The following is a 17542-nucleotide window of genomic DNA, read 5'->3' on the forward strand; positions in this document are numbered from 1 at the left end:
TATTTCCGCCAAACCGCCCGCCCCTGCTGCTGCCGGGAGGGTGTTTTTCCTGACGAGGCGCGCGATTTAGCACCCCCACGCCGGGGTGGCAAGCCCTTTGCCCGCCGGAAATGAAAGTCCTCTGCATTCCCTATGGATATGCCGATATCCACCGACTGGCACGGCGATTGCTGAGTTACTCGAGGAGAGATTGAGAGAGGGAAATCCATGCCTGCCTGGCCACGCTTGCCGGCCACGTTGTCGGCGTTCGCCATTGCCATTGTCCTGTCGCAGACAGGTGCATCCGCATCGCCCATGCCGTCGCAGCAAGGCCGTGCGCCGGAACAATTGTGCCGCGACGCCGTTACCGCGGCGGAAAGCCTGACCGGCATTCCACAACACCTGATGGGCGCCATCTCACTTGTCGAATCCGGAATTTTCAAGGCCGAGGCCGGCGGCCGAATTGCATGGCCCTGGACCGTGATGGCACAGGGCCGGGGCCGGTACTTCAAGACGAAGCAGGACGCGATCAACGCGGTCCGCGGCCTGTTGCAGTCAGGCGTCACCAACATCGACGTCGGTTGCATGCAGATAAATCTGCAATACCACGCGCTCGCCTTCTCCTCTCTGGAGGAAGCCTTCGATCCGGTCACCAACGTCGCCTATTCCGCAAGCTTCCTGATGGATCTGAAGGACCGACACGGCAATTGGGACAAGGCGGTCCGTTACTATCATTCAGCCACGCCATCGCGGAACATTCCCTATCGCAAAAAGGTCCGCGCCGAACTCGTCGCCCTGCGGCAAACCGGCCACCCGATGTCGGCCGCCGACCATACCCGCTTCGCCAGTCAGTTCGCCTCCGACGTCGAGGGGCAGGACTCGCGCCCCCTGGGCAAGGCGCCCTATGGCGGCGTAATGAACCCTGCCCCCGCGCAGGGAACGTCTCCCCTCATCGCGAAGACCGGCGAATCTCCGGTTGCCGCGGTTCCGAACGGTTCCCCGATCGCCGATGCGGGCCAGCAACGCATGAGCTATTTGAAGACCGCCGCCTGGCCGCCGAGAAGTCTGAAAGCGCAATATCAGGCGGAACACAACGCCCGCGCCCGCGTCATGTATCCCGCCAACGGCCAAGCGGCCGGGTCGAAAAAGGCCCTTTCCAATCCATTCCTGGCACCGGCGCCGCTGCAAACGGCATCGAACCCAAATCCCTCCTGAAAATCGGACCGGCATGAACTAAAGACCTAATTGTTCCCAGTTCGCGTTTACTACTCTACTGGAACAAGGCTAGGTTCTCTCGCGGGTTCCCAAAGTAAAAAATCAAAGAACCCTAATATTCGGGAGAGGTTCGGTCCGGCCCGTGCTGGACAAGGACAGTAATGGCAGCAAGAGCGGACATAGCCGACCATCTTCAGGAACTGTTGGATGCCGACGATTCGGAGTTCGGATTCGTTCTATTGGATCCGGACGATATCCTGACCTATGCCAGCAAAGGCCTGCGCGAGGCGTTTCCGGGCGTCGACATACCCTCGAAGATTTCCAGGCCCTACACGGAAGTTCTCAGTGAATTGATCAAGGTGGGGACACAGACCGGGAAAACGCTGCCGCCGGAAGATCAACTGAACTCGCATCTCAAATGGCACCAGGACCCGACACATCCTTTGGAGGTCTTGACCAACAAAGGGCAGTGGATTCGCTATCGGGAACGCCGATTGCCGGGAGGATACACGGCCGGCGTCTTTATCGATATTACTGAGGTCAAGAAACGCGAACTGGCCCTGGCGGCGCGGGAACAGAGGTTGGCGGACTATGCCGATGCGGGATCCGAATGGCTTTGGCAGACCGACGAAGATCACCGCTATACGTATTTCTCGCGCGGACTGCTGCCCCATACCGGTATCAACCCCGATGAATTGATCGGCAAGCGGCGCCAGGATCTGATCCAGAGCAGTGCCGATGCGAGCGTCCTCGAACATTTCGCGACTCTTGAGGAACACCGCTCGTTCCAGAACTTTCGATACGCAACGAAGGGCAAGGACGGCGAAACCCGTTACATATCCGTCAGCGGCGTCCCGTTCTTCGGCAAGAACGGGCGGTTCAACGGATATAGAGGCGTCGGCCGTGACGTCACGGCCCATGTCCTGGCCGAGCAGCGCGCCGAACAGGCACATGCGCGTCTGTCGGACGCGGTCAACGGACTGCAAGGCGGCATTCTGATGTTTGATCAGAACGAGCGTCTGGTGGTCACCAACATACAAAGCCGCAGTCTCTATATCGACGTTGCCGACAGGTTGAAGGTCGGGACACCGATGGCGGAAGCGGTCGCCGCGCTCCTGCAGCGGGACATCGGGGATTCCGGTGCGGTATTGACGCAGGAAACGGTCGACCGGGAACTGTCGCGGTGGCGCAGCCCCCAACGCTCGGATCTTCAATTTCCATTGGGAGATGCCTGGATCGAGCGCCGGGTCACGCCGACCAAGGCCGGTGGGGCGTTGATTATGGAGATCGACGTCACGGCATCCAAACGACGCGAGCGCGAGTTGCAGGCCGCCAAGGAAGAGGCCGAACGGGCGAACCGCACGCGGACCCAGTTCATGGCCCAAATGAGCCACGAATTGCGAACCCCGCTGAATTCCATCATCGGCTTCGCCGAAGTCATTCATGATGAATTGTACGGCGAATTGCCGTCGCCGAAATACAAGGATTTCGCGAACGACATCCGCGAGAGCGGGCGGCATCTTCTGTCCATCATCAATGACATTCTGGACCTTGCAAAAGGCGAAGCGGGGCAACGAAGCCTGAACCCCGAACCGGTATCGGTGCCGGAGGCCGTCGCGGCCAGCCTGAAACTGGTGAAACAGCGCGCCGATGCCATCGGCCTGACATTGGAAAACCGCGTACCAAGCGACTTGCCGGCCTTGTTAAGCGAGGACAAGCTGGTTCGACAGATGCTGATCAATCTCATGTCGAACGCCGTCAAGTTCACGCAAGCTGGTGGTACCGTCGCTGTGTCAGTGGAAATGACCGATGAAGGCGGTATGACTCTCATCGTGTCCGACAGCGGGATCGGGATGGAAAAGGGTGACATTGAGAAAGCTCTGATGCCATTCACCCAAATCGATTCCGATCTGTCGCGACAGTATGAGGGCACTGGTCTGGGACTGCCTTTGGTCGACAGCCTCATGACGCTTCACGACGGGTTGTTCATTCTGGAAAGTACCGTCGGCGTCGGAACGAAAGCCTCACTTTGCTTCCCCCCCAAGGCCGTGGTCACCGCCGAGGCGGAACAACCGGCAAATACCCCCGACAGCGCGCAATCGGCCCGGAAGGCCCAAATACCCTAAACCCTCCAGGAGATATCGATGAGCTTTTCGGTCGCAGGTACCCGCCAGGACACGCCGGCTTGTGCGGAGGGGCTGATCCATTTCAACAATGCGGGCGCATCGCTTATGCCCCGGCCTGTCCACAAGGCCGTGTTGGATCATCTGCAACTGGAATGCGATATCGGCGGGTATGAGGCGAAGGCGCAGAACGATGCCCTGCTTGAACGGTTCTATGACGCCGCGGCGCGTTCTGTCGGCGGCAAACGCAACGAAATCGCGTTTATTGAGAACGCGACCCGCGCCTGGGACATGGCTTTCTACGCTTTCGACTGGCAAAGCGGCGACAGGATCCTGACCTCTCGCGCCGACTACAGCTCCAACATGATCTCCTACATCCAGGTCGCGAAGCGATACGGCGTCGAGATCGACATGGCGCCCGACGATGAGAGCGGGCAGATTGATGTCACAGCCCTTGAGAACCTGATAACCGACCGAACGCGGCTGATCAGCCTGACCCATATCCCGACCAATGGCGGCCTTATCAACCCGGTGGAATTGGTTGGCAAAATCGCCAGACGGCACGGCATTCCCTATCTTGTGGACGCGTGCCAGTCCGTCGGTCAGATGCCGATCGATGTTGAAGAAATCGGATGTGACATGCTCTCCACCACGGGCCGAAAATACATCCGCGGCCCGCGCGGCACCGGTTTCCTTTGGGTGCGCGACTCTTGGATCGAGAAGCTTGAACCGCCATTCCTCGACAACCACGCCGCAACCTGGACCTCGGTCAACGACATCCAAATCCGAGACGACGCAAAGCGGTTCGAGAATTGGGAATGCTACTTCGCCGGCAAGATCGGGCTTGGAGTCGCACTCGACTATGGCCTCGAATTGGGCGTAACGGAAACCTGGGCCCGCATTCAGACCCTATCGCGATCCCTCCGCGAAGGACTGTCCGCCCTCCCTGGCGTCACGGTGTGGGATAAAGGCGAGCGGCAGTGTGGAATCGTTACCTTCACGAAGAAAGGGGTCGCCCCCCAGACGATCCAGTCCGAGCTCGCCAAGCACAAAATCAACGTCTCGCTCTCAAGTCGCCAATTGACGCGCGACGATCTTGTGGCGGCCGACGTGGACGTGACGATCCGGGCTTCCGTACACTACTTCAATACGGAAGAAGAGCTCGGCGCACTCATCGACATCGTCCGGAAAACGGACTGATCAGACAGTGCCGTCACCCGGTTGGGCAGTGTCGGGGCCGGACCGCCCCTCAAACTCGCTGCTGAGTATCTGTTTGTAGATCGACGATAGAATCGAAATCGATACACCGACCGCCAGCAGGTTGAAGAAGGCGCGCGGCAATGTTTCCGCGACAAGGGGGACCAGGTCGGGCATCCCGACGGTAAGCCTGACGGCAATCTCACTCAAAGCCATGAAACCATAGCCGAAAATCGTCATCAGAATACCGGCGACCAGATACACGCCGATGATGCGACCGGCGATGCCCTTGGTCATCCGAAGGTAATCCGCAAAGCCCAAATCCGACCCGATCGAGGCCGCCGGCAGAAACATGGCGCAACGCGCCATGATCCACATCACCAGCAATGCGGCGAGAATCTGAATGGCCATCCAGATCTGCGGCATGGGGGCAATCAACGCCGCCGTGGCGAGTCCCACCAGGATGGTCAGGAGATATCCGGCCAGACTGATAAGCAGAAACTTCAACTCCCGGCGGCCAAAAACAAACTGGCACCACCGCAATCTTTGATCGGGGAGAAGGGCAAACCGGTGCCAGGCCGTCGCTTGCGGCGCCAAGGCCGCCAAGATCAGGATGCTGAAGAGCGGGTCTCCCCACCCTTTCAGGTCCGCGAGACCGAAAAGCGGGATCATATTCTGAAGGTTCGTCAGGATCACCGACAGGATGAACGGTGTGACCGATATCTTCAGAAGCGATCCGAAATTGTGAAACACGAAACCGATTGCCCACCTGACGGTCCCCAGCATGGCGAGGCCCTGCGGTTCATCCGGATCGATTTGGGCGTCGGTCGTCACATCCCAGTTCCTGATCTCAACCGCATCAGCCCCAAAGGGAAGGCGCCGGCGGAGAGATAACGCTTCCCTGGAAGGTCAGGCCTTCCGGCCGGTCCTTTGCCAGCAGCAACGGCCCGTCCAGATCGACCACCCTTGCCCCCTGCCCGAGCAGCACGGCCGGCGCCATGGACAGGGAGGTCCCAACCATGCATCCGACCATGATGCCGAGCCCGGCCGCCTCGGCTTCCCGTTTCAGGGCCAAGCCTTCGGTCAACCCGCCGGTCTTGTCCAACTTGATATTGATCATGTCATACCTGTCGGCCAATGCCGCCAACCCGTCACGCGTATGAACCGACTCATCGGCGCAAATCGGGATCGGGTGATCAAGGGACGCCAGTACGGAATCATCCGAGGCCGGCAAGGGCTGCTCGATCATCTTCACGCCCAGCGCCGCCAGTTCCGCGGAGAAAGGTTCGACCATTTCCGGCGACCAACCTTCATTCGCGTCCACGACCAGGTCGGTGTTCGGCGCGTTCTCGCGGACAGCCGCTACCCGGTCGAGATCCCCTTCACCAGTCAGCTTCAACTTCATCAGGGGCCTGGATGCATTGGCCTTCGCCGAGGCCCCCATCTTCTCCGGCGTATCGAGGCTGATCGTATAAACGGTCGTCACAGGCCCCGGTTCCCGCTCTCCGGCCAGTTGCCAGGCGCGGCGACCGGAACGCTTGGCTTCCAAGTCCCAGAAAGCACCGTCCAACGCGCATCGCGCCGCACCGGCAGGCATCGCGGATTGAAGGGCGATGCGATCCATACCGTTGGCCAGATCGCTCCGAGCCGCTTCGATTTGGGCCATGACGCTTTCAACGGATTCCCCATATCGGGGATACGGGACGCATTCACCTCGCCCGCGAAAGTCGCCATCCGTCAATTCGACAACGACGACTTCGGCGGTGGTCTTGGTTCCCCGCGAAATGGAGAAGGCCGCGGCGAGCGGCCAACTCTCATGACAAACCGACTTGAGCAGAACCATGACGGCCTACAACGCGTCCACAATCGGACCTGCGCCATAACGGAAGGTATCCGTGGTCGGCAAACCGGTTTCATCCGCGATCTTGGCGAGGACATCCTTGGCCTCGGCGTCGCCAAGGGCCACGGTGTTGACGGAAACCCCGACGACCTTGCAGTTCGGGTTGGTCAGCCGGCCGCATTCCTCATTCAACGCAATGCACTCCTTCAAACCCGGCAACGGGAAATCGGGAAGACCGCGCATATGGGTACGCGTCGGCTCATGACACATGACCAAAGCATCGGCTTGCGAGCCGTGCAGAAGCCCCATGCTGACACCGGCGAAGGAGGCGTGGAACAGGCTGCCTTGGCCTTCGACAACATCCCAGTGATCTTCGTCATTCGCCGGGCACAGCCACTCGGTCGCGCCTGAGATGAAATCCGCCACGACGGCATCGACGGAAACACCGTCGCCGGCAATGAAAATACCGGTCTGCCCGGTCGCACGGAAGGTGGCTTTCATGCCGCGCGCCTTCATTTCGCGCTCAACGGCCAGGGCCGCAAACATCTTCCCGACCGAACAGTCCGTGCCGACGGCCAACAGTCGCTTGCCGGGGCGTTTCGTCCCCTTTGCGACATCGAAGGCCCGGGTCGGATGGCGGACGTCAAAGAGCTTCCTGCCGTTGGCTTTCGCCGCGTCCGCGATTTCGGGAATATCCGCAACCTTGTTATGCAGACCGCTGGCCACATCCATGCCCAGTTCGACACCTTGGACGAGGTTGTTCACCCAGGCACTGGGAATGATGCCGCCACGGTTCGCGACGCCGACGATGATTGTTTTGACCCCCGCGGCCGCGGCTTCCTCGATCGTCATATCCGGAAGGCCCAGATCGGCGTTGCAGCCCGGCAGCCGGAATTGACCGACACACCATTCCGGACGCCACATTCTAACGCCATTGGCGACCTTCGCCGCCAGTTGGTCTGCAGCATCCCCCAGGAACATCAGATATGGATGTTCAATCGCCATGAATTGGCCCCCTTATGACTTGAATAACGACGCATCGGCGAACCATTGCGGTTCTGCGGCGCACGATACTGCCCGAATGGAACCATGTACAAGCGGAATGGCGACGCAAAACAGGTTATTACCGGTCCGGAAACGCAATAATTACCTGGCAGGCGGGTTTGACTTTGTGATCGCGCGCAAATCGGGCAGAATCGGCCAAATCGTTTATCCCTGGTCTTGGATATGGAAGAAGTCACGGTGCCGGCGGGGGGAAGTCGTTTCCCGGTGCTCGTAAGACATTCACGTCTTCGGGCCTGTCTGCATGCCCCGCGAATCCTGGGGCTTGCCGTCATCATGACTGTCATCGGCGCATCGCCTCACACCGCCGGCGCATCCGCCGGAATTCAGATTGCGGCGGTTCAGCCCTCTCCGCCAAATGACGAGGCAAATCGCGACACGGTCAAGCTGCAATTGCAGGAGGCCCTTCAGTCCCTCAAACAGTCCAAGCAATTGGGGCGTGTTGAGGCGGAACGTATTCTGGCTTCTATAGGGCCGTTACAGAACGCGCGCCGCAATCGAAAGCCGCCGCCGCCTCTTGAAGCTGCCTTGGGCAGTTGCGTCGCGGCGCCGTCGCCCGTCTGTCTGCTGCAGGAAGCCTTTGCCCATGCCTATCGTGTACCAGACGAAGGCCGCCGGGACTGGGCCTTGAGCGCGGTCGCATCGGCTTTTCACGACGCCGGTGAGAATGAACGTGTGTACGACGTTTTGGCCCTGATGGACGATCCAAGAACGGTGTTGCGATTGTTGGGCGACACTGTCGCCGCGGAAGAATCCACCCAACCCGCCGGTGGTAAGCGCGAAACGGACGATTTGGGCGATCCGAATGACGGCAGCGCCGCCAACTGGGTTCCAGCTGCGCGTTCAGGCAACTGGGACACCGCAGAGCGGGAAATCGAAACCATTCCAGAGAGCCGCTACAGGGCGGTCGCCTGGGCCCGATTCGGTAGAATGGCGATCGATGCCGGCGAGTTGGCCATGGCGGACCGAGCCCTTGCGGAAAGCGAGGCTTTGATCGAAGGCATCGACCTCAATTACGCACGCTCCTTTGCGCAATACGAGGCGAGCCTCACCCATATTGCACGGGTGGCGACTTCCAACAAAGACTTGGCGGAAACGCGGAAGGCTGCAGCCGCGACCGCGCGGATAGATCAACCTCACTTCCGGGCCGATGCCTATTGGCGCCTGGCCGCCGTCGGTTCGACCGCCCTCACCCCGGAGATCGAAGAACGCGCAGAGCAATCCTTCTCGGAAATAGCCTCTCGGCTTCGCAAGGTCTTTGTCCTGACGGTGGCGGAAATCAAGAGCGACCGGCGCCAGGATCGCGCCTTGGCCATCGCCTCAACGATCACCGACCCGCTCGACCGGGCCCGTGCATTCACCCGTTTGGCCCGTTATGTTCGCTGAGGTCTGATTTCCCTCACCGCCCTGTCGAAAGAAGCCAAACGCCATGACACCGACCATGCTGATACGAACAGCCACAGCGGAAGACTTGCCTGCACTCGTGACGATGCTGGCGGACGACATTCTCGGTCAGCAGAGAGAAGACGCCAGCCTGCCCTTGAACCAGGCCTACAAGGACGCGTTCGACGCCATCGAAGCCGACCCCTACAATGACATAATCGTCGGGGAAATAGACGGGACCGTCATGGCGATGATGCAGTTCACGGTCATCCCTTCCATCAGTTTCAAGGGCCGGTCACGCGCGCAGATCGAATCCGTCCGCGTGGCGGCGGATTATCGCGGTCACGGGTATGGCCGTCAGATGTTCCAATGGGCCATCGAGGAAGGTCGGCGCCGGAACTGCCACTTGGCCCAGCTTTCGACCAACGCCGCACGCAAGGATGCCGCACGGTTCTACGAGGATCTCGGATTCACGGCCTCGCATGTGGGCATGAAGAGGGTGCTCTGACCTGATACGGGATACGGTCCGGAAGCCGATCAACTCAATCGACGAACCGCGGGCAGTTTAACGGTCACCGTCGTGCCGATCCCGACCGTCGAGTCGATGATCAAATCGCCGCCATGCATGTCGACCAGGGATTTGACGATCGGCAATCCCAGCCCGGTTCCGCCTGACTTGTAGGCATCGTTGTTCCCGAGCCTACCGAACGGTGTCAGGATGAAATCCATGCGTTCGGGGGGAATACCGTCACCGGTATCCGTGAAAACGATGGAAATGCCGGCATCCTCATCCGGGTCCGTCACCGATATCTCGACATCGCCGCCTTCCCAGCCATACTTCACCGCATTGCTGAGCAAGTTCAGAACCACTTGCAGCATGGCCCGCTCATCGGCGATCACCTTTATCTCGCTGTCGTCCAGCCCGGAAGTCTTTACGGTGACCTTGCGCGTCTGGGCCAAGCCCGACACCATCTCCCGCGCCCGCAGGATGACGTCCCTCATGCTGACGGGCCCTTCGTCCAATTCATACCGGCCCGCTTCGATCTTCGACAGATCCAGGATCTCGTTCACGATATGAAGCAGGTGCTCGGCGCCATCCTGGATATAACCGGTATATTCGGTCAGTCTCTCCTCGGTCAGGCTTTCGACCCCCTGGGTCCCGAGCGATTGGGAGAACCCGATGATCGCGTTCAGCGGCGTCCGCAACTCGTGGCTCATCTTGGCCAGGAAGTCGGATTTCAATTTATTGGCGCGCTCCGCCTCCCGGCGCGCAGCCATCATTGCCTCTTCGCTCGCCCGCCTTTCGGAGATATCGATGACCAGGCCGAGATAGCCCATGGCGCCCTTCCAACGCGGCGTGGAAACGCGAACCTCCGCCCACATGGTGGACCCGTCTTTTCGCAACATCCGACACTGATAGGTATTGGGCGCGAGTTCATCCTTGTCCCGGTGGTCGCGGTAGGACTTCAACCGAGCCACTTCGTCCTCGGCAAAGAGTTTCCATATCTGCCCGACCGCGATCAGATCCTTAGCGCCTGGATATCCGAGCATTGTCGCAAGGGCGGCATTCGCATAGCCCAACATCTCTCCGTCGTGAACGAAGATCCCCTGTACCGAACTGTCGATCAGTTCCAGGTACTGCAAGGATGTCTGGGCGATCTCCAGATTGTTGAGGGCGACCGTTTGCTCCAGGTCCTCCTTGGCGGCGCGCAGCTCGTCCTGCAGGGTCCGCTCATGCGTAACATCGGAGACCAGGGAGAGACATTCGCAACTGCCTGTGGTGGCATCGCGAAGCAGCAGTTCTTCCCGGAGCCAGAACCAATTCTCTTCACCGGCGGAGGAGGGTGACCTCACCCTGTATTCCTTGCGCGCCCCCACTTTGCTGGCGATGGTTTCCATTTTCGCCGTTGCTATCGACCAGTCTTCGGGATGAATGCAGGTCTCCAACCACTGCGCCATGGAAATCGGAAATTGCGCCGGATCGAGCCCTGTCAGCGTGCAAAATGCTTCGCTTCCCCAGGTCAGCGCCATATCCTCCCCGGCCCTGAAAACACGGAATAGCGCGGCCCCGGCGACGGGCGTGCCGGACACCTCTTCGCTGCCGTTCCCGTCGGACGGCAGGTCGCGTTCGTCGCGCTCTAACAAATAACCTCCCCCTGTGCAGGGCTACTTTCCGCAGCCTATACAAGAGGTTGGTCTTAAACCAGTGCCTTTCGCAAGCGCGCGGAGAGGATATCGATCAGTGAAACGACCACCACGACGACGATGATGATGGCACCTGCCTTGTCGTATTGGAAACTGCGGAAGGATTCGTAGAAGGTGAAGCCGATCCCGCCGGCACCGACGATGCCCAGTACAGTGGCCGATCGTACCAAGGTTTCGAACCTATAAAGCGAAAAACTCGACCAAAGCGGCAGGACCTGGGGGATCACGCCATAGACGATTTCCTGCAGACGACTGGCACCGGTTGAACGAATTCCCTCCACCGGCCTCGTGTCGATCGCCTCGACCGCTTCCGAAAAGAGTTTCGATATGATCCCGAGATTGTGGATGAACAGGGCCATGACGCCCGCGAATGGGCCCAAACCGACTGCGGCGACGAAGAGGATGGCGAAAACCAACTCGTTGATCGCACGGCAGGCATCCATAAGGCGCCGCATCGGCTGAACGATCCAGATCGGGGCGATGTTGCTGGAACAAAGCAGGGCACAGGGTATCCCGAACAGGATCGACAGGAAGGTGCCCCAAAGTGCGATTTGAACGGTTTCCACCATCTTCAGCAGATATACATCCAAATCCAGGAAGTTCGGCTGTAGAAATTCGCCGATGAAAGTGGCCATGTTGCCGGCGTCGCTGAACAGGAATGTCCAGTTGTTGACCTCCGCCGGGTGATACGAAACACCCAACAACACGGCGATAATGGCCACGATAAGGAACTTCGTCAGAAAGTTCTTCCAGTCCGGTTTCAATTGCTCCCGGATGGCCGGCGATAAAAGATCCGCTTGGTCAATCTGTGTCGTCGCCATGTCAGGAACCGCTTTTCTTAAGATGACAAAAGAATATCGGGAGCTTCCATCAGGGAAGCTCCCGACAACCATTCAGTATTTTAGTAGCCGGCCGGACCGACGATCTTGGAATAGGCCTGCAACTCAGCCAGTTCCTTTTCGGCAGCGGCAATCGCGGCCTTCTTCTCGTCGTCGCTCAGCTTGTCGTTGTTCTGAGCCTTCAGCTTGGCTTTGAAAGCCTCGATCTGACGAACGTCGAGCAGCTGGGCGTTGGAGGAAGCGAGGAACGGTCCCCAACCATCCGAGACGCCGGCCAGAATCTCACGCTCACGCTCAACCTTCGCGACATCGCCGAAACGGCCGTACTGCATGAAGAAGAAGTAGATCTTCTCCTTGGCCACCTGCGGCAGTTCCTTGCGCCAGACGATCGGGTCGGACGGGATCATCGGCGAACGCCAGATTTCCTTGATGTTGGCGGCCGCTTCCGGGTTCGTCTTACCGAGGCGCGCATAAATGGACTCGGTGTTGTTGGTGGCGACGTCGACCTTCTTGTTGGCAACGGCCATGGCATTGCCTTCATGGTTGGAACTCACGACACGCTTGAAGCAGTCTTCCGGCGTCTTGTTGTTCAGCGCCCAGACATAATAGCCGGGGATCGCGAAACCGGACGTGGAGTTCGGATCGCCATTGCCGAAGGTCAGCGTCTTGTCGCATTTCAGGACGTCTTCGAGGCTGTTGATGCCGCTGTCCTTATGCGTGATCAGCAACGAATGGTAACCGCGGGAACCGTCGTCCTTGATGGTCTGCGCGAAAACTTCACCGCCGGCACGGTCAACCGCCGCGATCGCGGATTTGTTGCCGAACCAGGCGACGTCGACCTTACCGAAGCGCATGCCTTCGATAACACCGGCATAGTCACTGGCGAAGAACGGCTTTACTTCGACGCCGAGGTTCTTGGACATGTCTTCCAGGAACGGTCCGAAGCTGGACTCCAGCGCGGAAGAGGATTCCGTGGAAATGATGCCGAAGTTCAACGACTTCGGCATTTCTTCGGCTTGCGCGGCAACCGCCGTCATGCCCGCGGCAATGGTCGCCGCCGCAATAAGTTTCTTCAACATGGTACTGACACTCCCTTCCATGTATGGATCGGTTGAACGGATACTCTTGGATGTGGCTTTCCGGGTCCGAATTCCCTCAGGAAGCCACGGCAACTGGCCTCAAACGGCGGGTCTCCCGGCTGTCGGGCGCTTCTTCTTCGCCGGCCTTGGGACGGGCGTCCTTGATGAGGTCCAAGCCCTCCACGCCATAAAGGCTCGCGATATTTTCCGGTGTGATGCCTGCGGTCGCGCCGTCATAGGCAACGACGCCGTCTTTCAGGGCGACAATCCGGTGGCAATGTTTGAAGGCATGATCGATCTGATGCAGCGACACGACGACCGTGACGCCGTCCTCCCGGTTGATCGTGCTCAGGGTTTCCATGACGCGTTCAGCGGAAGCCGGGTCGAGAGAGGCGATCGGCTCGTCGGCAAGGATCAGGCGGGCCTCCTGCGTCAACGCCCGCGCAATCGCCGCGCGTTGCTGTTGACCGCCCGACAGGGTCGATGCCCGTTGGCGGGCCTTTTCCGCCATTCCCACGCGTTCCAAGGCCTTCAAGGCCTTTACGCGATCGCTTTCCGGGAACAGCCCCAGCAAACCGCGCCATTTCGGAATCCGGCCCAATCGCCCGACCAGCACATTGGTCAGCAGTGAGAGACGCGTCACCAGATTGAATTGTTGAAAGATCACGCCGACCTGAGAGCGCAACTCACGCTGCGCCGGCGTGCATTTTCCGCCGGATTGAGTCATCCGGCCAAAAAGGGAAATCTTACCGACCCCCTTGTCGGCGGTTTCAAGGCCGCAAATCGTGCGCAGCAAGGTGGATTTGCCCGACCCGGATGCCCCGATCAGGGCAACCATCTCTCCTTCCTGAATCGCCAGGTTGATGTCATTCAAGACGACCGGACCACGCCCGAAACGCTTATTGACGGACTTTACCTCGACGATGTTCGTCATTTTGCCCCCGACGCCAGAAATACAAACCGTCGGCGCCGTCGTGGTTTCAAACCATCTTCATCGGCTCAACGGGTCCACGCCGCCGCCATATGGCGCGGTGTGACAACAGGGCGTCGGATACACGGCGGAGGTGACCCGTCCGTTACCGATCCATTACGAAAATGTTTCTGTGTAGACCTTTGGCTAAATAGATCCGAAAAGCGCGGGACAATCGTCCCCAGCCTGTCCATCGGGACACGGCCGGTCCTATTCGCCGTTCGACGACCGTTCGGAACGCAGCTTCCGCCAATATTCCAGCCGTTTGCGGATCTCCCGCTCGAATCCACGTTCAACCGGGCTGTAAAGCTTCTGTCGCGCCATCTGGTCGGGAAAGTAGTTCTGGCCGGAGAACCCGTCCGGCGCGTCGTGGTCATAGGCATAGCCGTCGCCGTAGCCGATATCCTTCATCAGCTTGGTCGGCGCGTTCAGGATATGCTTGGGCGGCGCCAGCGATCCGGTTTCCTTGGCCGCGCGCTTGGCCGCGCTGAACGCCTTATAGGCCGCATTCGATTTCGGGGCCGTCGCCAGATAGATAACCACCTGCACCAATGCCAACTCGCCTTCAGGGGAACCAAGGCGCTCGAACGTATCCCAGCCGGCCAGCGCCTGGACCGCGGCGTTAGGGTCCGCAAGGCCCACATCCTCATACGCGAATCGGACCAGACGGCGGGCGATGTAAAGCGGGTCTTCCCCCCCGACCAGCATCCGTCCGAACCAGTAGAGCGCGGCATCGCAATCCGACCCGCGCAGCGATTTGTGCAGGGCACTAATGAGGTTGTAGTGGCTTTCCTGCGACTTGTCGTAGACCGGCATTCTGCGCTGGACGACAGTCAGCAGTTCTTCCGGCGTCATCTTCTTGGATAGCCCTGTATTGAAAAGGGCTTCCGCCATGTTCAGCAGATAGCGGCCGTCCCCGTCGGCCATGGCGATCACCGCGGCCCGGGCATCTGTGTCCAGCGGCAGGCTTCGCCCCTCCTCAGCCTCTGCCCGCGCAAGCAAGTCCCCCAGGGCCGCCGCGTCCAACCGGTTCAGAACAAAGACCTGGCACCGGGACAACAGGGCCGCGTTCAACTCGAAACTGGGGTTCTCCGTCGTGGCACCGACCAGAACCACGGTTCCGTCTTCCACATACGGCAGGAAACCGTCCTGCTGCGCCCTGTTGAAACGATGGATTTCATCGACGAACAGCAGTGTCCCCTGACCACCGACCCGGCGGTCCCGTGCCCGTTCGAAGACCTGTCGCAGATCCGCGACGCCGGAGAAAACAGCCGAAAGCGGTTCAAAAGCCAAATCCGTCACATCGGCCAACAGTCGGGCGATCGTGGTCTTGCCGCAACCTGGACCGCCCCAGAGGATGATCGAAGTCAGGCGCCCCTGATCGACCATCCGCCGCAAAGGGCCCTCGGGTCCCAGCAGATGGTCCTGCCCCACGACATCATCCAGCGTCTTCGGACGCAGGCGGTCGGCCAGGGGCCGGGGTGCGAGATCACCGAACAGGCCGGGCCCGTCGCCACCCTGGGCGGGTTTGCGAGCCACGTCAGCGTACCTCCAGGACCAAGCGCTCACCCTGGCGGTTCAACACGACCAACCATTCCGGCGGACCGTCTTCGACAATCTCGACCAACTGGGAAACGAGGGTGATCTCCTCGCCGTTGACCTCCGTGATGATATCCAAGGGTTTGATGCCGACCCGGTGAGCGACGGAACCGCGCTGCACGCCTTCGACGATCACGCCGGTCAGATCGGTCGGAATACCCAATTCATCCGCCACACGGGGCGACAGGTTCACCACGCGGATACCCGAAATCGGGAAATTCCCAACAATATCCGTACGATCGCGCGGCGGCACCTCCGGCGGCGCCATCAGGGAAAAGGACATCGGCACGGGGCGTCCGTCACGCAGGACCGTGATCGCGACGGTTCCCCCCAGTTCACGTGTCGCGAAATAGAACCGCAGACCTTGGCCGTCATCGACTGGCCGGCCCTCCACTTCCAGAATGACATCCCCGCGCTGCAAGCCGGCTTCGGCCGCAGGCCCTGTCGGGTGGACATTCTCGACGATCACCCCGCCCGGCGTTTCCAGTCCCAGGGCATCGGAAATTTCGGCGTCGACATCGCGTCCGGAAAAACCCAACCAGGGACGGATCAAGGGTTCCCCGGCAATCGCGCTGCCAACCACGCGGCGGACCATGTTCGACGGTACCGCGAAACCGATTCCCTGCGACCCGCCTGATTTGGAAAAGATCGCCGTATTGATCCCCACCAGCCGGCCTTTGACGTCAACGAGCGCACCGCCCGAATTGCCAGGATTGATGGCCGCGTCGGTCTGAATGAAGGAACGGAAGTCGGTAATCCCGACAGAGGTCCGTGCGAGGCCGGAAACGATGCCGCTGGTCACCGTCTGACCGACGCCGAACGGATTCCCGATCGCCAGCACCAGATCGCCAACCTCCAGGTCGTCGGAATCGCCGAATTCAATGACCGGCAAATCGCCTTTCGGATCCTGCAGCTTCAAAACCGCAATATCCGTCCGCTCGTCGCTCAACAGGATATCCGCACTGAATTCCCGTTTGTCGGTCAGCACGACCTTGATTTCATCCGCATCTCCGATCACGTGGTGGTTCGTCACCACCACCCCATCCTCACGAAGCAGAACCCCGGAGCCCAACGAGTTTTCCACGCGATTCCGGCTCGGCCCGATGGAAAAGGGCAGTCGATCACCGAAGAAACGACGGAAGAACGGATCGTCGAACAGCCGGTTGCCCTGCTGCCTCACGACCTTGCTGGTATAGATATTGACCACGGCCGGGGAGGTTGCCCGGACCAGGGGCGCAAAGGAGAGAGTAATTTCCTGCTGATTTTCGGGGATTTGTTTCGCCGCGGCACCGCCGCACAAGCCGAACGAGACGGCCGCCGCCAACAAAATACGGGTCACGTTCGACATCACATCAAAGTCAGTCCTGAGCTTCGTCATACGAACATCCTACCGGCGGCCTATACGAGTTTAAAGATAGGGAGCATGGACGGAGATGGAAGCGTGCCCCGACCATCCGATATCGCCGCCACTCCATAGGGCCCTATCATTCAATAGGCTTGGAAATAGCAACGGCGACGGTAAAAGAAAACGCCCCGACCGGCGAACCAGACGGGGCGTCTTACTGTCACTCATTGCCAGGGTGACAAAATTTCTGTCGGCGGAAACTTACTCCTCGCCGTCATCCTCTTCGGCGACCTGAACCGGACCGGAGTCCTGACCCTTCGCGTCTTCGTCGCGATCGACCAATTCAATGATGGCCATCGGCGCGCTGTCGCCATACCGGAAACCGGCTTTCAGGACGCGGGTATAACCGCCCGGACGGTCCGAATACCGTTCGGCCAAAGTATCAAACAGCTTCGCAACCATCGCGTCGTCGCGCAGCTGGGCGAAAGCCTGACGGCGGCGGTGAAGGCCCCCCTTCTTGCCAAGCGTGATCAAGCGATCGGCAACGCGGCGCAGTTCCTTCGCCTTCGGCAGGGTCGTCTTGATCTGTTCGTGTTTGATCAGCGCGTTCGCCATATTGGCGAACATGGCCTTACGATGGGATGCCGTGCGGTTAAGCTTCCGGCCTTGCATACCGTGACGCATTACTCTTCTCCTAGTCTTCTTC

The 17542-nt window shown here is 59.8% G+C and carries 15 protein-coding genes; 5 read left to right on the forward strand and 10 right to left on the reverse strand.

Annotated features, from left to right (window positions below; all coding sequences use genetic code 11):
- Positions 1 to 207: 207 nt before the first annotated feature.
- The 3 genes from ACQK2G_RS15105 (at position 208) to ACQK2G_RS15115 (ending at position 4517) form a co-directional block, all read left to right on the forward strand.
- Positions 208 to 1194, forward strand: coding sequence for a hypothetical protein (locus ACQK2G_RS15105; RefSeq protein WP_425405870.1), 987 nt, complete (start codon positions 208 to 210; stop codon positions 1192 to 1194).
- Between the two features lie 161 nt (positions 1195 to 1355).
- Complete coding sequence (locus tag ACQK2G_RS15110) at positions 1356 to 3320, forward strand: PAS domain-containing sensor histidine kinase (RefSeq protein ID WP_425405871.1); 1965 nt, start codon at positions 1356 to 1358, stop codon at positions 3318 to 3320.
- Positions 3321 to 3338: 18 nt separating this feature from the next.
- Complete coding sequence (locus ACQK2G_RS15115) at positions 3339 to 4517, forward strand: aminotransferase class V-fold PLP-dependent enzyme (RefSeq protein WP_425405872.1); 1179 nt, start codon at positions 3339 to 3341, stop codon at positions 4515 to 4517.
- On the opposite strand, the gene ACQK2G_RS15120 is transcribed toward ACQK2G_RS15115, so the two are convergent.
- Genes ACQK2G_RS15120 through dgcN form a run of 3 tightly spaced genes read right to left on the reverse strand, consistent with a single transcriptional unit; the run spans position 4518 to position 7359 of the window.
- A complete protein-coding gene (locus ACQK2G_RS15120) occupies positions 4518 to 5348 on the reverse strand; it encodes a hypothetical protein (protein ID WP_425405873.1) in 831 nt (276 codons plus the stop codon).
- A gap of 25 nt (positions 5349 to 5373) precedes the next feature.
- Positions 5374 to 6357, reverse strand: a complete 984-nt coding sequence (gene dgcA / locus ACQK2G_RS15125) for an N-acetyl-D-Glu racemase DgcA (protein WP_425405874.1) — start codon at positions 6355 to 6357, stop codon at positions 5374 to 5376.
- A 6-nt stretch (positions 6358 to 6363) separates the two neighbouring features.
- On the reverse strand, positions 6364 to 7359 hold the full coding sequence (gene dgcN / locus ACQK2G_RS15130; protein WP_425405875.1) for an N-acetyltransferase DgcN: 996 nt from the start codon (positions 7357 to 7359) through the stop codon (positions 6364 to 6366).
- Between the two features lie 333 nt (positions 7360 to 7692).
- Between dgcN and ACQK2G_RS15135 the strand changes: the two genes are divergently transcribed.
- Together ACQK2G_RS15135 and ACQK2G_RS15140 are read left to right on the forward strand one after the other, a co-directional pair.
- The gene (locus ACQK2G_RS15135) at positions 7693 to 8802 is read left to right on the forward strand and encodes a hypothetical protein (protein WP_425405876.1); all 1110 of its coding nucleotides are present in this window, start codon (positions 7693 to 7695) and stop codon (positions 8800 to 8802) included.
- Between the two features lie 43 nt (positions 8803 to 8845).
- Positions 8846 to 9307, forward strand: coding sequence for an N-acetyltransferase family protein (locus ACQK2G_RS15140; protein ID WP_425405877.1), 462 nt, complete (start codon positions 8846 to 8848; stop codon positions 9305 to 9307).
- A gap of 29 nt (positions 9308 to 9336) precedes the next feature.
- Here ACQK2G_RS15140 and ACQK2G_RS15145 read toward each other — a convergent pair whose 3' ends face one another.
- The 7 genes from ACQK2G_RS15145 to rplQ form a co-directional block, all read right to left on the reverse strand.
- Entirely contained in the window at positions 9337 to 10944 is a 1608-nt protein-coding gene (locus ACQK2G_RS15145; RefSeq protein ID WP_425405878.1) for a PAS domain-containing sensor histidine kinase, read from the reverse strand.
- Between the two features lie 53 nt (positions 10945 to 10997).
- Positions 10998 to 11825, reverse strand: coding sequence for a phosphonate ABC transporter, permease protein PhnE (gene phnE, locus ACQK2G_RS15150; RefSeq protein ID WP_425405879.1), 828 nt, complete (start codon positions 11823 to 11825; stop codon positions 10998 to 11000).
- An 80-nt stretch (positions 11826 to 11905) separates the two neighbouring features.
- On the reverse strand, positions 11906 to 12922 hold the full coding sequence (phnD, locus tag ACQK2G_RS15155) for a phosphonate ABC transporter substrate-binding protein (protein WP_425405880.1): 1017 nt from the start codon (positions 12920 to 12922) through the stop codon (positions 11906 to 11908).
- 76 nt (positions 12923 to 12998) lie between these two features.
- Entirely contained in the window at positions 12999 to 13856 is an 858-nt protein-coding gene (gene phnC / locus ACQK2G_RS15160; protein ID WP_425405881.1) for a phosphonate ABC transporter ATP-binding protein, read from the reverse strand.
- A gap of 246 nt (positions 13857 to 14102) precedes the next feature.
- On the reverse strand, positions 14103 to 15431 hold the full coding sequence (locus ACQK2G_RS15165; protein WP_425405882.1) for a replication-associated recombination protein A: 1329 nt from the start codon (positions 15429 to 15431) through the stop codon (positions 14103 to 14105).
- A gap of 1 nt (position 15432) precedes the next feature.
- Positions 15433 to 16869, reverse strand: a complete 1437-nt coding sequence (locus tag ACQK2G_RS15170) for a Do family serine endopeptidase (protein WP_425405883.1) — start codon at positions 16867 to 16869, stop codon at positions 15433 to 15435.
- A 228-nt stretch (positions 16870 to 17097) separates the two neighbouring features.
- Complete coding sequence (gene rplQ, locus ACQK2G_RS15175; RefSeq protein ID WP_425405884.1) at positions 17098 to 17520, reverse strand: 50S ribosomal protein L17; 423 nt, start codon at positions 17518 to 17520, stop codon at positions 17098 to 17100.
- Positions 17521 to 17542: the final 22 nt, after the last annotated feature.

This window comes from Hwanghaeella sp. (assembly GCF_965227365.1).
Classification (GTDB): domain Bacteria; phylum Pseudomonadota; class Alphaproteobacteria; order UBA8366; family Aestuariispiraceae; genus Hwanghaeella.

Coding starts and splice junctions, on each gene's coding strand:
- ACQK2G_RS15105 (WP_425405870.1), top strand. CDS start 208: ATGCCTGCCTGGCCACGCTTGCCGGCCACGTTGTCGGCGTTCGCCATT.
- ACQK2G_RS15110 (WP_425405871.1), top strand. CDS start 1,356: ATGGCAGCAAGAGCGGACATAGCCGACCATCTTCAGGAACTGTTGGAT.
- ACQK2G_RS15115 (WP_425405872.1), top strand. CDS start 3,339: ATGAGCTTTTCGGTCGCAGGTACCCGCCAGGACACGCCGGCTTGTGCG.
- dgcA (WP_425405874.1), bottom strand. CDS start 6,357: ATGGTTCTGCTCAAGTCGGTTTGTCATGAGAGTTGGCCGCTCGCCGCG.
- dgcN (WP_425405875.1), bottom strand. CDS start 7,359: ATGGCGATTGAACATCCATATCTGATGTTCCTGGGGGATGCTGCAGAC.
- ACQK2G_RS15135 (WP_425405876.1), top strand. CDS start 7,693: ATGACTGTCATCGGCGCATCGCCTCACACCGCCGGCGCATCCGCCGGA.
- ACQK2G_RS15140 (WP_425405877.1), top strand. CDS start 8,846: ATGACACCGACCATGCTGATACGAACAGCCACAGCGGAAGACTTGCCT.
- phnE (WP_425405879.1), bottom strand. CDS start 11,825: ATGGCGACGACACAGATTGACCAAGCGGATCTTTTATCGCCGGCCATC.
- phnD (WP_425405880.1), bottom strand. CDS start 12,922: ATGTTGAAGAAACTTATTGCGGCGGCGACCATTGCCGCGGGCATGACG.
- phnC (WP_425405881.1), bottom strand. CDS start 13,856: ATGACGAACATCGTCGAGGTAAAGTCCGTCAATAAGCGTTTCGGGCGT.
- ACQK2G_RS15170 (WP_425405883.1), bottom strand. CDS start 16,869: ATGACGAAGCTCAGGACTGACTTTGATGTGATGTCGAACGTGACCCGT.
- rplQ (WP_425405884.1), bottom strand. CDS start 17,520: ATGCGTCACGGTATGCAAGGCCGGAAGCTTAACCGCACGGCATCCCAT.